A 14,505-nucleotide genomic window follows, 5' to 3' on the forward strand; every position below is an offset into this window, starting at 1 on the left:
CATCACCACATCGGGCGTCCGCATGGGCGCCCGATGTTATTATTGACCGGCTTTATTCATGCTGTGTGGTCCAGGGAATAATCGGCACCGCGCTCAGGGCATTTTTCGGCGATCCTTCCACCACCCGGTCCGAGTAGGACAGGTATACCAGCGCATTACGCTTCGCGTCATAAAAACGAACCACCTGTAGCCGCTTAAAAACCAGCGATGTGCGTTTTTGGAATACAACGCTGCCGGTCTGTTTACCGTTCTTGATTTTATCCGTCAGGGTAATGGGACCGACCTGCTGGCAGGAGATGGCCGCGTCCGAGGTATCCTCGGCCAGGCCCAATCCTCCCTTGATGCCGCCGGTCTTGGCCCGGCTGAGGTAGCAGGTGACATTCTGCACATCAGGGTCGTCAAATGCCTCCACGACAATCTTGTGATCGGGGCCAAAGAGTTTGAAAACAGTGTCAACGGAGCCGACTTCCTCGGACCGGGCGACGCCGGTGGCTGTCAAACTGAGCAGCAATGCGGAAAAAAACAGTTTATTCATAGAGATAGACTTCTTTTCAATGGACGGATCGGCGGCGGGGCGAAGACCGCGTACGGGCTTCACTACCGGTGGTGAATTGCTGCTATCATGGCAGGTATTAATTAGCTAATAAATCTTTGACGGTCGAACTGCAAAAAAATTGCTATCATGCGTCAACTTTTTTCATTGTGCCCTAAATGCTTTTTTGAGGATGATCTATGGATCAAGCCGGTATAATTCGTGATCTGTTAAGCTGGCTGGAAGGACATCTTGACCAGCCGCTGTCCCTGGACAATGTCGCCGCAAAAGCCGGTTATTCCAAATGGCATTTGCAGCGGATGTTCAAAGAGGTAACAGGTCATGCCATCGGTGCGTATATCAGGGCCCGCAGGTTATCCAAAGCGGCCGTGGCATTGCGTCTAACCAGTCGGCCGATCCTGGATATTGCCCTGCAATACCGGTTCGACTCGCAACAAACCTTTACGCGCGCGTTCAAAAAACAGTTCACCCAGACGCCCGCGTTATACCGCCGGGCGGAAGAATGGGACTCCAGCGGCATCCGGCCGCCGATCCGGCTGGAAAAATGGGAAATGCCGCAGCCGCAATTTATCGTCCTGCCGCCGATGCAGCTGGTGGGCCTGACGCAAAGCTATTCCTGCACCCTGGAGCAGATCACCACGTTCCGTAGTGAGTTGCGCATTCAGTTCTGGCGCCAGTACCTGGGCGAGGCAAAAACCATTCCGCCGGTACTGTACGGCCTGAACCACTCGCGGCCCAGCCAGGAAAAGGATGACGAACAGGAGATCCTGTATACCACCGCCATCGAACCCCAGGACGTGCCCGATAATGTACAAAACGGCCAGCCGATCGCGCTGGACGGCGGCGACTACGCGCAGTTTATCTATAACGGCGCGTCCGACGGTTTGCAGAGCTTTATTTTAACGTTGTATGGCACCTGCCTGCCGATGATGAAAATGACCCGCCGCCGGGGACATGATATCGAGCGTTTCTATCCGCAGGAAAGAGCGCCCGATGCGCCCGTGCCGCATACCATCCGCTGTGAATATCTGATACCGGTGCGACGCTAACGCTGGATTTCATCCAACGCCGGCATATCCAGATGCGAGGTGTCGCCCGCGGTCTCCACCACCCAGCCGGGCGCAAGCCAAGGGCTTTGCTGGAAGTCCATGCGGGAAATAGAGCAGTTGCGTAACCGTAGCCGGCGCTCGGCATAGGGCGGCAAGCCCAGGACGGTACTGATAAGGCACCCCAGCGCCATGCCATGGCTCACCAGCAGGGGCATGCTGCCGGCGGGCAGTTCACGGCAGCTGTCCAGCGCCGCGTGCATGCGCTGCGCCAGTTCGGTCATCGATTCCCCCTTGGGAATGCGCCCGTCGGGCGTTCCGTTAACCAATTGCTTGCGCCAGCTTTCTTCTTCCGGCGTCAGGGTATCGATATCGCGCATTTCCAGCACGCCCATGTCCAGCTCGCGCAGCCGGGGGTCCGGGCGAACATCGCAGCCGCAGGCCCGGGCGATGATATCGGCGGTATGGCGCGTGCGTCCGAGGTCGCTGCTGATGATATGGGTAATACCCATACGCTGCACGCGTTCAGCGACCTGTTGCGCCTGGCGCTGGCCTTTGGCGGTTAACGCGCTGTCGGATTGTCCCTGGATACGGCGCAAGGCATTCCATTCTGTTTCGCCATGGCGAACAAGATAGACCTGTAACATGGTTTTTTTCCGTTATACTGCGTGAAAATGACTGGAGTGATAAAAACATTATGTATTATGTGGTGGCTGCAACGACTAACCCGGCTAAAATCAATGCCATTCTCCAGGCCTTTAACGACACCTACGGGCCCGACAGCTGCCGCGTTGAAGGCATAGATGTCGACAGCGGCGTGCCGTCGCAGCCCATGGGCGATGTCGAAACCCGCAGCGGGGCGCGGAATCGGGTCATGGCCGCGCGTCAGGTTTGTCCCGAGGCGGATTTCTGGGTCGGTGTCGAGGCGGGTATTGCAGATAATATGACCTTTGCCTGGATGGTTATTGAAAATACGCACCTGCGCGGTGAATCTCGCTCCGCCAGCTTAATATTACCAGAAAGTATATTACAGGGAATCATTGAAGGGCGGGAATTAGGCCAGGAAATGGCCAGATTGACCGGAATTACGGATATTAAACGCCAGGGCGGCGCCATCGGCGTGTTTACCGCCGGCAGGCTGACCCGCAGCAGCGTCTATTATCAGGCCCTGCTATTGGCGCTGGTGCCGTTTAATAACGCCATCTACCAGACCAGCCGCGGCCACGGCGGTTAATCCGGCAAATGCCGCAGATGATGCTCCAGCCACTGTTTTAATTCAGGCGATGCGGCCTTGAGGCTATTGGAACCACGGGTGATGGTGGCAATGCCGGTGCCAAGGGAATTCTTTAATTCGCGCTGGCTCATCTCGCCGTCCAGCAGCGCCCGGATAATGCGGATGCGCGTGCCGATGGCTTCGCGCTCATCGGCGGTCAACATCAGTTGCAGCAACGGCACATGCATACCGTCGGCAAAAGCCTGCCCCAACAGCACGGCAAAATGCCGCCACTCCTGCTCATGCCGCGGCACATCGCCGGCAACGGAGGTGGTAATGTCATTCATAAGCGCCCGCCATACCTGTTAACGAGTACAGCAGTCTACCCTATTTTCCTCGCCGGTTCAGTAACGCCGTTGCCACTCTGCGTCCGTCAGCACTTTTGCGGGCTGACGCAGGAAATAACGGTAAAAGACGTCATAGGCCAGGACATTTTTCACGTAACCGCGGGTTTCCGAAAACGGAATGCTCTCAATAAAAGCCACCGCGTCGATACGCCCCGCGCTGTTGCCAAGCCAGGTGTTCACCCGCCCAGGGCCGGCGTTATAGGCCACGCTTGATAAGATCCGGTTGCGGCCGAACATCTGGTACACATATTCCAGGTAAGTGGTGCCCAGCTCGATGTTGGTCTGCGGATCCAACAGCTGGCTGGTGTTCATATAACTGCTGATATTAAACATTTCGGCGGTATGCTTGGCCGTGGCGGGCATCAGCTGCATCAGGCCGGCCGCGCCGACCGGCGACAGCGCCTTAGGATTCCAGGCGCTTTCCTGGCGGGCTATCGCCATGGCGTAACTCTGGCTTATCCCTTTATCGTCGGTGGCGCGGCGAAATTCATTATGCCAGGCCAGGGGAAAACGCTCTTCCAGATGATCCCACAGCTTGCCGGTAATCGTCGCCTGCACGCTCAGGTCGGGCCATTGCTGTTCAAAAGCGTAACGCGCCAGACCTTCCTGTTCCGTCCGGCTCAGGCTGGCCACGAGGGAGCTCCATTCGTTCCTGGCCAGGTTATCCATATTCCAGTACATCAGCTCGCGCACGCGGGCGATTTCCGGCCGTTTGATAAGTTCGGGGGCCGGCGCGACCGCGCGCGCCACATTGACGGCATAATTGACGCCCAGTTCCTGTGCTGCGACCATAGGGTAAAAACCGCGTCCCTGCATCAAATCACGCAGTATCGGCTCGCCGTCGCTTTTGCGCCCCTGGTTGATAAGCAATACCGCGCGCCAGTAGCGCCACTCCTCTTTCTGGCGGGCGTCCTCCGGCAGGCGGTCCAGCCAGGCGGCCACCGCGCGCATATCGCCTTGTCCCAGCGACATGCGGATACGCCGCTCGAGCAATGCGGTGGAGTGGCCGCGTAAAATAACGTTGTCGCGCCAGGCGGCCTGTTCCGGCGTGGCGTCGGTGCCCATCAGGCGCCAGGCGACGCTTTCCTCGAGATCGAGGCGATCGCCGTCGTCCATTTTCTGCAGCCGCACCAGGGTCGGCAGCATGGCGCGGGCATTTTCCACATCGTCGCGGGCCAGGCGCGCAAAGGAGATAATCGTGGCCTGGCGGGTTAAATCCGTCGGTCCCACGCTTCTGGCAAAGCCTTCCAGGGTCGCGGGATTATCCTGTAATGCCGCCAGCGCGCTGCCCATGGTCTGGTATTCAATCGGCAATTGTTTCGACAGCGCGTTCACCAGGTTGGTATTGTCCTCTTTCATCGCCAGGCGCATCCGCTCGAGGATCGCCAATGGCCCGCGCTGCCCGGCCTGATCCCAGACGCTGAATAATTTGTTGCAGCTTTCCGGCAGGGAATGGCCGTTGAGCCAGATCTCCTTGGCGCCGTCCCAGGCCGCCTGCTGCGCCCCGGTGGCCCATTTGGCGTAATAAAAGTTGCAGCGCGCGGAGACCGGTTTCGGCGGCTGCGGACTGAAGGCCAGCAGCCCCTGCCAGTCCTGGCGCTGGGCCAGCTCATTGACAAAGCGGGCCGACAGCGAGCGCGCAGGCATAAGCGTCGGGTTGGCATCCATAAAGGCCTTAACCTGCGCCGTGCTCGCCTGGGAAAGATCCTGCGACAAGGCGCGGTACTCCAGATAGGGATACAGGGGATAATCACGCAGGGTGGGCATCAGCTGCGACACCACATCCATTTGGTTGCTATCCCACGCCTGCTTAACCTGCTGATAGCGCTGGCGCTGCGCATCGATTGAGTCCGCGTGCGCGCTGCCGGTTGCGGCCACCAGGCTTGCCAGCGCGCAGATAAAACCCGCGCCCACATACCGCCATCCGTCCACCTTGACCATATCCACTCTATCCTCAGCGTAATGTCTTTTTGCCGCGTCCTTTTCCGGACGCCGGCGCATTCATTCAGTTTGCCATAAATCCGGTTGCTGTCACCATGCTAGCTAAGCAACCGGGCGTATGCCAGCGGCAGCGGCGACAATCGTCATTATTTTCGCGGTTATTTTTTTTAGCGGCGATAATAAGCGCAAAGCGGGCCGGCGACGGCAGCGCGCTGGATCACATTACTGATTTTTAACGGTAGCGAACGCGGGTTGCCCCTATACCCGGTTCTGGGGTTGGGTTACGCTGCGCAACTGAGCACGCAACGCGTAACCGTCTATTTACCACGGGCATGTCAACCGTGGGCTGTGGCCCGTGCCTGTTTGCCCCGGTCTAAAAGAATTGCAACTACCGAATGATGTTTGCAACAAACATGCTTTAAGGTGATGGAAAGTGAAATTGAAAAACAACCTGATGCTTATCTTTCTGAGTTTCTTGGTTTTATGCATACTCCTGGTAACGTTAAAAGAAATTGGCATTTGGAACGGGCATGATTGGATCGCTCATTTCCAGAGAATGATTTCGTTGAATAACGAATTGGCGCACAATCAGTTCCCCCCCTTGTTTGATTATTGGTCGCCCGGGCAATTCGGCTACTCATGGCAGCTATTTTATCCGCCGTTGACATCCTTGCTGTTTTTGGCGGCGAAAGCGCTGACATTTAATACCGCTGATATCATTAGCCAGATGAAAATGGTGTATTTCCTCCTCTTCATCATTGCCTTTTTTTCGACCTATTCCGCCGCTAAACGAGAGCATTCGTCTTCCCAGGCCGGGTTGCTCTGCGCCATATTATTTATCACTTCCGGATATTTCCTGACCAATATCTATGTTCGCTTTGCCCTGGGCGAAAGTTTGGCCATGTCGCTGATGCCGCTGTTTATCAGGGGCTGCAGTTCCCTTATCCGCGATCGCCGGGATATCTGGCTGCTGCCGTTTAGCGCCTTAGGCGTATTTTTAGCCAATATCCCGAGCATGGTGGTGCTTTTAGTGTTTTTTGTTTTATTTTGCCTGCTCAACGCCCGGGCAGTTTTTATTAAAGCCAATATAACTTTTTTTCTGATGTCGTTTCTCATTGTCGTCTCGATTAGCGCATTTTATTGGGCGCCTTTGTTTTATCATATCCATAATTCAGATATTTTCGCCACCAGCGGCAAGCTGCTTAAGTACGACGACCTGTTAAAGTTCAGCAGCGGCCTGACGGAAACCCTGCTGTCGCTGTCTTCTACCTACGGCGTATCCGAACCGGGCATGTTTTTATCGGTGGGCGTTATCCAGCTGCTGCTCGCCGTGGCCTATCTGAAATGGGGTAAATCCGGCGCGTCGAAGAAAATGATCCTAATAGCTTTATTGTTTATCATTGCCACTACCCACTTGATACCCTGGAATAAAATTCCCGATAGCGTGCCGGTGTTAAAATTAATCCAGTTCCCGTGGCGGCTGCTGTCCTGCGCCACCGCCATCATCGCGTTGCATGTGTCGGGCATGCTGGCGGCGATGATGGCGCGGAAAAAAGCGCTGGTCATGCTACTGGCCTGCCTGTGCATCGCGGGGATGTATCCTCTTATCCATAAGGCCTTAAGCGTACGTTATTTGAATGTGGATACGTCCTCTCTTTATGATGATTACCTCAATAACCACAACGTGCGCCCCGAGAACTTCGATCATCTGAAAATCAACGACTTCGCTTTCTTCGCCAACCCCGCAGCCGCCATTATCGGCACTACCTATCGCCAGGGCTATCCGGCGATGATCATACGGGCGCAGGGGACGCAAACCGTTACCCTGCCCTATATTATGTATGCCGGCTATTACCTGCTGGTGGACGGCAAACGGCGGGACACCGTCCGGCTGGACAGCGGGCTGGTCGGCGTTGCCCTGACCGACGGCGAGCACAGCGTCACGTTAGCCTATCATCGCTCTATTGTGATTATCCCCGCGGTCACCAGCCTGCTGTCTTTGCTGGTGACGGTGCTGTATTTTACCCGCCGGCGCATACGGGCCTCCGCGCTGCCGGCGCACGATACCAACATCGTCCGGTGATGGCTGGGATCGCATGCGAAAACGGGCTAAACTGGGCGCTTATCCATTGCGACACTTGGCGCACTGCCCGTACATGCTCCGCGCAGGCCGCGGGGCATAGCTAAAACCAGATAGAAAGAGGCTCTTAACAACGTGGCTCAATACGTCTATACCATGCATCGCGTCGGCAAAATCGTGCCGCCGAAACGTCATATCCTGAAAGATATCTCGCTCAGCTTTTTTCCCGGCGCCAAGATCGGCGTGCTGGGGCTCAACGGCGCCGGTAAGTCCACCCTGCTGCGCATCATGGCCGGCATCGACACGGAAATTGAGGGCGAGGCGCGGCCGCAGGCGGGTATCAAAATCGGTTATCTGTCCCAGGAGCCGCAGCTGAATTTAGAGCAAACCGTGCGCGAGGCGATTGAAGAGGCGGTTGGGGAAGTCAAACAGGCGCTGACGCGCCTGGACGCGGTCTATGCCGCCTATGCCGAACCGGATGCGGACTTCGATAAGCTCGCCAGGGAACAGGGCGAACTGGAAGCCATTATCCAGGCCCATGACGGCCATAACCTGGAGAACCAGCTGGAACGCGCCGCCGATGCGCTGCGCCTGCCGCCCTGGGATGCGAAGATAGCCACCCTGTCGGGCGGGGAACGCCGCCGCGTGGCGATTTGCCGCCTGCTGCTGGAAAAACCGGACATGCTGCTGCTCGATGAGCCGACCAACCATCTGGATGCGGAGTCGGTCGCCTGGCTGGAGCGGTTCCTGCTGGATTACGAAGGCACCGTGGTGGCCATTACCCATGACCGCTATTTCCTGGATAACGTGGCCGGCTGGATCCTGGAACTGGACCGCGGCGAGGGCATTCCCTGGGAAGGCAACTATTCTTCCTGGCTGGAGCAAAAAGATCAGCGCCTGGCGCTGGAAGCCTCATCGGAAACGGCTCGGCGCAAATCCATCGAGAAGGAACTGGAATGGGTGCGCCAGAATCCCAAGGGACGCCAGTCCAAAGGCAAGGCCCGTCTGGCGCGCTTTGAAGAGCTTAACAATGTGGAATACCAAAAGCGCAACGAGACCAGCGAGCTGTTTATTCCACCCGGACCGCGCCTGGGCGACAAAGTGCTGGAGGTGGAAAACCTCAGGAAATCCTATGGCGACCGGCTGCTGATAGACAACCTGTCGTTCTCGATCCCCAAAGGGGCGATCGTCGGCATTATCGGCCCGAACGGCGCCGGCAAGTCGACCCTGTTCCGTATCCTGTCCGGCAAGGAACAGGCGGACAGCGGTACGGTAACGCTGGGCGATACGGTGCAGCTGGCCTCGGTTGACCAGTTCCGCGATAGCATGGATAACAGTAAAACCGTCTGGGAAGAAGTGTCCGGCGGCCAGGATATTATGCGCATCGGCAACTTTGAAATGCCGAGCCGCGCTTATGTCGGCCGTTTTAACTTCAAGGGCGTCGATCAGGGCAAACGCGTCGGCGAACTGTCCGGCGGCGAGCGCGGGCGGCTGCATCTGGCCAAACTGCTGCAGGTGGGCGGCAATATGCTGCTGCTCGATGAACCGACCAATGACCTGGATGTGGAAACCCTGCGCGCGCTGGAAAACGCCCTGCTGGAGTTCCCCGGCTGCGCCATGGTGATCTCCCATGACCGCTGGTTCCTCGACCGCATCGCCACCCATATCATTGACTATCAGGATGAAGGCAAGATCGAATTCTTTGAAGGCAACTTTACCGAATACGAAGAGTGGAAAAAACGCACGCTGGGCGCGGAAGCGCTACAGCCGCACCGGATTAAATATAAAAAAATGTCCTGATAGCGCCAGCGATGGGCGCCTCATGCCAATGAGGCGCCCTGGACCGGCGAATTTTTTCTTCATTGACGCAGGCAACCTTGGCGGGGGTTTAGTTTAGCTTGCGGCTGGCGCCAGGCTTACCGTTGCCCCAGCAGGTCCCGCACCAGATCGATGCATTGCAAAAAGCGCTGGTCATAGTCCGGCGCGTCGATGCGCACAAAGGGAATATTATTCGCGTTAAGCAGGTCCTCCAGCAGCCGCTGGAAACCGTCGCGATCCACCGGATTGCCCAGGCTGCGCAACCCGTCGGCCACCCAGGGCGTATTATTCTTTAATAAAATAACCAAATCAAAACGGTACTCGTCAATCATCGCCTGGACAAAGGGATGCTCGCGGCCATGATAGCGTTTGCAGAACGCCTGGCTGGTAACGAAATCCGTGTCGATAAACGCCACTTTATTGGCGTATTTCACCGCGAAGTCGATATATTGCGCCTGGCCCAGGGCGATCTTGTCGTAGTCGGAATACTGCAGCGCCATTTCATCGCCGCCCAGATGGGAGAAAATGTATTCACGGCCGTACTCCCAGGCGCTGCTGGTATTAAAGATATTGGCCAGTTTATTGACCATGGTGGATTTACCGCTGGACTCGCCGCCGATTAACGCCACGGTGCGTACAAAGAACGGCTTGACCTCAGTCGGGATATATTCCCAATAACGGAACGGATCCTGGCGGATTTGCTCGCCGCTGATCGACATAAACGACCGGTTGGGGTCGACCAGTATGGTCTCGATGCCCAAATGCTCGCGGTAGCGCGACACGTCCCGCGCTTCGCTTGAATAGATAAACCCCGGCGCGATGCCCTTCTCTTTCATAAAGGAGGTAATGCCGCGGCTCCAGACATCCCAGCCGTGCGGATAAGGCTCCATGCCTTGCTCGTTAAAGGCGTGGATATGGATATTCTTCTGGTATTTAAAGGTTTGCAGCAGCCAGCGCAGCCTGTCGCTGACGGTGGGCTGCTGCGACATGGCGCTGTCTTCAAATAATTTGCGATCGCGCGGCTCGTCGTAGCCGAGGATCACGTGCAGCTCGTCCACCTGGCTGCACGCCCGCTGGATCAGGTAGATATGGCCGGTATGCAGGGGATAGAACTTGCCGAAAATAACGCCGATTTTCCTTTCCCGCCGCGGAAACTCCAGCCCGAGGAAACGGTGGATGGCCTCCAGCTTCTGCGCGCTGGGGCTTTTGATTTTGGCGTTCAGCAACTGGCTGAGGTAGCCTTTGGTCATGCCGCTGGCCTCGGCGACCTGCTGTAGGGTACATCCCTGTTGTTTAATCGCACTCTTCAGGTAATCGAATGACGACATACGCCTCCCTCTGATGGCTTAAGCAAAAATCCGCATGGCGTCAGCCGGTAAATGCGCCGGTCATTCAAGCTCGGCAAGGATGTCCAGCGCGTCGGCCAGCTTTTTCACGCCAAAAATCTGCATATTGTCCTGCGCTTTTTTCGGCACATTGGCAAAGGGCACGATGGCGCGGCGAAAACCGTGCTTGGCCGCCTCCGCAATGCGCTCCTGGCCGCTGGGCACCGGGCGGATCTCGCCGGCCAGCCCCACTTCGCCAAATACCACCAAATCCCGCGGCAACGGACGATCGCGCAGGCTGGACACCATCGCCAGCATCAGCGCCAGGTCGGCGCTGGTTTCCGTCACCTTGACGCCGCCGACCACATTGACAAAGACATCCTGATCGGCCATTTGCAAGCCGCCGTGGCGATGCAGCACCGCCAGCAGGATCGCCAGACGGTTTTGCTCCAGGCCCACCGCCACCCGGCGTGGATTGGCCAGCATGGAGTGATCCACCAGCGCCTGGATTTCCACCAGCAGGGGACGGGTGCCTTCCCAAACCACCATCACGCTGCTGCCGGGCGTCATCTCCTCGCCGCGGCTGAGAAAAATGGCCGACGGATTGCTGACTTCCCGCAATCCCTGTTCGGTCATGGCGAACACCCCCAGCTCGTTCACCGCCCCAAAGCGGTTTTTATGACTGCGCAGGGTGCGGAAACGGGAGTCCGAATCACCGTCGAGCATGATGGAACAGTCGATACAGTGTTCCAGTACCTTGGGGCCGGCCAGGGAGCCATCCTTGGTCACGTGGCCGACCATCAGGATCGCCACGCCCTGGGTTTTGGCGAACCGGGTCAGGTAGGCGGCGGTTTCCCGCACCTGCGAAACGCTGCCCGGCGACGACTGGATGTCCGCCATATGCATCACCTGGATGGAATCGATCACCATCAGGCGCGGCTTTTCCTCGGCCGCAATCAGACAGATTTGCTCGATGCTGGTTTCCGAGAGCATGTTCAGGCCGCCCGTGGGCAGCGCCAGCCGGTGCGCGCGCATGGCGACCTGCTGCAACGACTCCTCGCCGGTGACATACAGCGTTTTCATCTGTTCGGACAATTTACACAGGGTTTGCAGCAGCAGGGTGCTTTTACCGGCGCCGGGGCTGCCGCCGATCAAAATGGCGCTGCCCGGCACCACGCCGCCGCCCAGCACCCGGTCGAACTCCTTGAACCCCGTGGAAAAACGGGGCAGTTCCTCGGGACTGATATCCGCCAGCCTGCGCACCCGGCTGACGCCGGCTTCGCCGGAATAGCCGCTGAAGCGGTCGTTACGCACGGCGGCGGGGGTAGACGCCACCCGGACCTCGGTGATGGTATTCCAGGCTTCACAGGCGCTGCACTGGCCCTGCCAGCGCGGATATTCCGCCCCACATTCATTACAGACAAATGCCCGTTTCGCCGCTTTAGCCACAATGACCTCGGAAATGAGAAAACAATGAAGACCCGCCTAGGGAACACATGGCGGCCGCCTAGCGCTCTTCATTCTTAAGATTGCCGGTCAGGATACACAGCACGCCCAGCAGATCCGCATGGCGGATAATGACCTTACTCTGCTTATTCACCTTGGGCTTGGCATGATATGCGATACCCAGGCCCGCAGATTGTAGCATCAACAGGTCATTGGCGCCGTCGCCGATGGCCACCGTCTGGTGCAGCGGGATTTCCAGCCGCTCCGCCAGGGTGGTCAGCATGCGGGCTTTATAGGCGGCATCGACGATGGGCCCCACCACCTCGCCGGTGAACTTACCGTCGCGGATGCCCAGTTCATTGGCCGCCACGGCGACCAGGTGAAACCGATCGCGCAGGTAGTCGGCGAAATAAGTAAATCCGCCGGAAGCGATGGCTATCTGCCAGCCCAGGCTTTGCAATTTGGTCACCAGGGAGCCCAGGCCCGGCGTCAACGGTAAACCGTCCCGCACCTGGCGCAGGATATCGGCGTCGGCGCCCTTCAGGGTCGCCACGCGCTGGCGCAGGCTGGCGGCGAAATCCAGCTCGCCGCGCATGGCGCGTTCGGTAACGGCGGCGACTTCCTCGCCCGTGCCCGCCAGTTTGGCGATTTCATCAATGCATTCTATCTGGATGGCGGTGGAATCCATGTCCATGACCAGCAGTCCCGGGGCATGCAGATGCGGCGTTTTGCCAAACGGCGCGACATCCAGCTCCATCTCCGCGGCCAGCTGCGCGGCCAGCCCGGTCAGCGGACCGGCCAGCCTGACCACCTGGTAGTCTTCAACATGCCAGGCGGAGACGATAACCATCGCCGCGCCCAGGCGACGCTGGAAACGGGTAAGGGAAAATTTATCCAACGCCTTGCCGTACAGCAGCCAGCCGGTATGACCGGCCCGGTAATCCAGCGGCATGACCTCGTCGCCGCTTAATGATAACGGGAGACCCGGCCACTGTGAAATCCCGGCGGGGAGATCGCAGTACGTCAAACTAATAGGCATCAATCACTCCTGTAGTCATGGATAACCGTCATGATAAAACATCGCGCATCAAGCTATCCTATCGTCGACGCTTCTGGCAACATAAAGCGTTCAGAATAGTAAAGGAATCCCATGCTCCGGGCCAGACACTCGTTTCGTTTACACCGCACCGCCATCGTGCTTATCTGCGTGACGCTGCTGGTCTTCCTGATGCAGGGCGCGTCCTGGTTCAGCCTGAGCCATCAAATGGCCCGCTCGGCGCAGGTGGATGAGCTGGCCGGCACCCTGATAGGACAGCTGGCGGGGCAACTGGCGCCGCTGATGGCCGACAGCGAGGAAAACAATGCCCCCATCCAGTCGATACTGGACACCCTTACCCAGGGCAGCCGTATCCTGGATGCCAGCGTATACAGCATGGACGGCAGCCTGATAGCCCGCGCCGGGGAGACCATCAGCGTGCGCGACCGGCTGGCTATCGAACACCAGCGCGCCGGCAGCTATTTTAACCATCAGCTGGTGCGTACCATTATCGATAAGGACGGGCCCAGCGGTTTTATCCGCCTGACCCTTGATACCCATGTGCTGGAAACCGAAGCCAAACAGGTGGATAACACCACCAACCTGCTGCGCCTGATGATTCTGCTGGCGCTGGCCATCGGTATTATCCTGGCCCGCACCCTGCTGCAAAACCGCCGCAGCCGCTGGCAGCAGTCCCCGTACCTGCTGACCGCCAGCACGCCGTTGGCGGAACGCAAAGGGGACGAAAACGACGCGCCGGCCCCGGCTGCGGCCACGCCCGATGATCCTGCGCGGACCAAAACCGACTAAGCGCGCGCATCAGGCACGCCTTGCGCCGTTGCCAACCTGCGCGTCTTGACCGGCGGAACAGCGCGTTGACGCCTTGCCGCCGGCCGCGTGGTCTTTATGCCGCGTCGCCGCGCAGCACCGACTCCAGCGCGATTTCGATCATCTCGTTAAACGTGGTCTGGCGATCCGCCGCGCTTAAGGCCTCGCCGGTACGGATATGGTCGGACACGGTGCAGATGGCCAGCGCCCTGGCGCCGAATTCCGCGGCCACGCCGTAGATACCGGCGGCTTCCATTTCCACGCCCAGGACGCCGTATTTTTCCATGACGTCGAACATCTGCGGATCGGGGGTATAAAACAGATCCGCCGAGAACAGATTGCCGACGCGCACATTGACCCCCGCCGCCTTGGCCGCGTCCACCGCGTGGCGCAGCAGGTCATAATCGGCAATGGCCGCAAAGTCATGATCCTTGAAACGCATGCGGTTAACCTTGGAATCGGTGCAGGCGCCCATGCCGATCACCACGTCGCGCACATTGACATCGCCGCGCAGCGCGCCGCAGGACCCGACCCGGATGATCTGTTCAACCCCGAACTCGGTAATCAGCTCCTTGGTGTAAATGGAGCAGGACGGGATGCCCATGCCGTGGCCCATAACTGAAATGGCCCGGCCTTTGTAGCTGCCGGTATAGCCCAGCATGCCGCGGACGTTATTGACTTCGCGCGGTTGCGTGAGGAAGTGATTGGCGATGTGCTGCGCCCGCAGCGGATCGCCGGGCATCAGGACCACATCGGCAAAATCACCTCGTTCAGCGTTAATATGCGGCGTCGCCATGTTGGTTTTCCTTATA

General features: G+C 58.2%; 13 protein-coding genes. 5 read left to right on the plus strand and 8 right to left on the minus strand.

All coding sequences use genetic code 11. From position 1 onward, the window contains the following. Nucleotides 1–52: 52 nt before the first annotated feature. Nucleotides 53–535 carry a protein CreA gene (gene creA, locus ACL2XM_RS17295; RefSeq protein WP_413727171.1) on the minus strand — a complete coding sequence of 161 codons (483 nt, stop codon included), beginning with the start codon at nt 533–535 and terminating at the stop codon, nt 53–55. A 197-nt stretch (nt 536–732) separates the two neighbouring features. Between creA and robA the strand changes: the two genes are divergently transcribed. Then, nucleotides 733–1,602, plus strand: a complete 870-nt coding sequence (gene robA / locus ACL2XM_RS17300) for an MDR efflux pump AcrAB transcriptional activator RobA (RefSeq protein WP_410016477.1) — start codon at nt 733–735, stop codon at nt 1,600–1,602. Here the strand turns inward: robA and gpmB are convergent. Then, nucleotides 1,599–2,246, minus strand: coding sequence for a 2,3-diphosphoglycerate-dependent phosphoglycerate mutase GpmB (gpmB, locus tag ACL2XM_RS17305; protein ID WP_413722107.1), 648 nt, complete (start codon nt 2,244–2,246; stop codon nt 1,599–1,601). The two genes, robA and gpmB, sit on opposite strands and share 4 nt — an antisense overlap. 50 nt (nt 2,247–2,296) lie before the next feature. On the opposite strand from gpmB, the gene yjjX reads away from it, so the two are divergent. Next, entirely contained in the window at nt 2,297–2,833 is a 537-nt protein-coding gene (gene yjjX / locus ACL2XM_RS17310; RefSeq protein WP_410016479.1) for an inosine/xanthosine triphosphatase, read from the plus strand. Here the strand turns inward: yjjX and trpR are convergent. Beyond that, nucleotides 2,830–3,159 (minus strand): trp operon repressor, encoded by a 330-nt coding sequence (trpR, locus tag ACL2XM_RS17315; RefSeq protein ID WP_410016480.1) that lies wholly within the window; start codon nt 3,157–3,159, stop codon nt 2,830–2,832. The genes yjjX and trpR overlap by 4 nt on opposite strands. A gap of 57 nt (nt 3,160–3,216) precedes the next feature. Next, complete coding sequence (gene sltY, locus ACL2XM_RS17320) at nt 3,217–5,151, minus strand: murein transglycosylase (RefSeq protein WP_410016629.1); 1,935 nt, start codon at nt 5,149–5,151, stop codon at nt 3,217–3,219. A 574-nt stretch (nt 5,152–5,725) separates the two neighbouring features. Between sltY and ACL2XM_RS17325 the strand changes: the two genes are divergently transcribed. Beyond that, on the plus strand, nt 5,726–7,243 hold the full coding sequence (locus ACL2XM_RS17325) for a hypothetical protein (RefSeq protein ID WP_413731293.1): 1,518 nt from the start codon (nt 5,726–5,728) through the stop codon (nt 7,241–7,243). 132 nt (nt 7,244–7,375) lie between these two features. Further along, entirely contained in the window at nt 7,376–9,040 is a 1,665-nt protein-coding gene (gene ettA / locus ACL2XM_RS17330) for an energy-dependent translational throttle protein EttA (protein WP_410016482.1), read from the plus strand. A gap of 116 nt (nt 9,041–9,156) precedes the next feature. On the opposite strand, the gene nadR is transcribed toward ettA, so the two are convergent. The 3 genes from nadR to serB are packed head-to-tail and all read right to left on the minus strand — an operon-like array spanning nt 9,157 to nt 12,868. Beyond that, on the minus strand, nt 9,157–10,386 hold the full coding sequence (nadR, locus tag ACL2XM_RS17335) for a multifunctional transcriptional regulator/nicotinamide-nucleotide adenylyltransferase/ribosylnicotinamide kinase NadR (RefSeq protein WP_410016483.1): 1,230 nt from the start codon (nt 10,384–10,386) through the stop codon (nt 9,157–9,159). 60 nt (nt 10,387–10,446) lie between these two features. Continuing rightward, on the minus strand, nt 10,447–11,832 hold the full coding sequence (gene radA / locus ACL2XM_RS17340) for a DNA repair protein RadA (RefSeq protein ID WP_410016484.1): 1,386 nt from the start codon (nt 11,830–11,832) through the stop codon (nt 10,447–10,449). A gap of 58 nt (nt 11,833–11,890) precedes the next feature. Further along, nucleotides 11,891–12,868 (minus strand): phosphoserine phosphatase, encoded by a 978-nt coding sequence (gene serB / locus ACL2XM_RS17345; RefSeq protein WP_410016485.1) that lies wholly within the window; start codon nt 12,866–12,868, stop codon nt 11,891–11,893. 111 nt (nt 12,869–12,979) lie between these two features. Here serB and ACL2XM_RS17350 point away from each other — a divergent pair, with 111 nt between their 5' ends. Further along, nucleotides 12,980–13,675: a YtjB family periplasmic protein gene (locus ACL2XM_RS17350; RefSeq protein ID WP_410016486.1), complete on the plus strand. Its 696-nt coding sequence runs from the start codon at nt 12,980–12,982 to the stop codon at nt 13,673–13,675. A 94-nt stretch (nt 13,676–13,769) separates the two neighbouring features. Here the strand turns inward: ACL2XM_RS17350 and deoD are convergent, their stop codons facing one another. Then, entirely contained in the window at nt 13,770–14,489 is a 720-nt protein-coding gene (gene deoD, locus ACL2XM_RS17355) for a purine-nucleoside phosphorylase (protein ID WP_410016487.1), read from the minus strand. Between the last annotated feature and the right edge of the window lie 16 nt (nt 14,490–14,505).

The sequence above is a fragment of the Sodalis sp. RH20 genome (assembly GCF_047324205.1).
Lineage (GTDB): Bacteria > Pseudomonadota > Gammaproteobacteria > Enterobacterales > Enterobacteriaceae > Acerihabitans.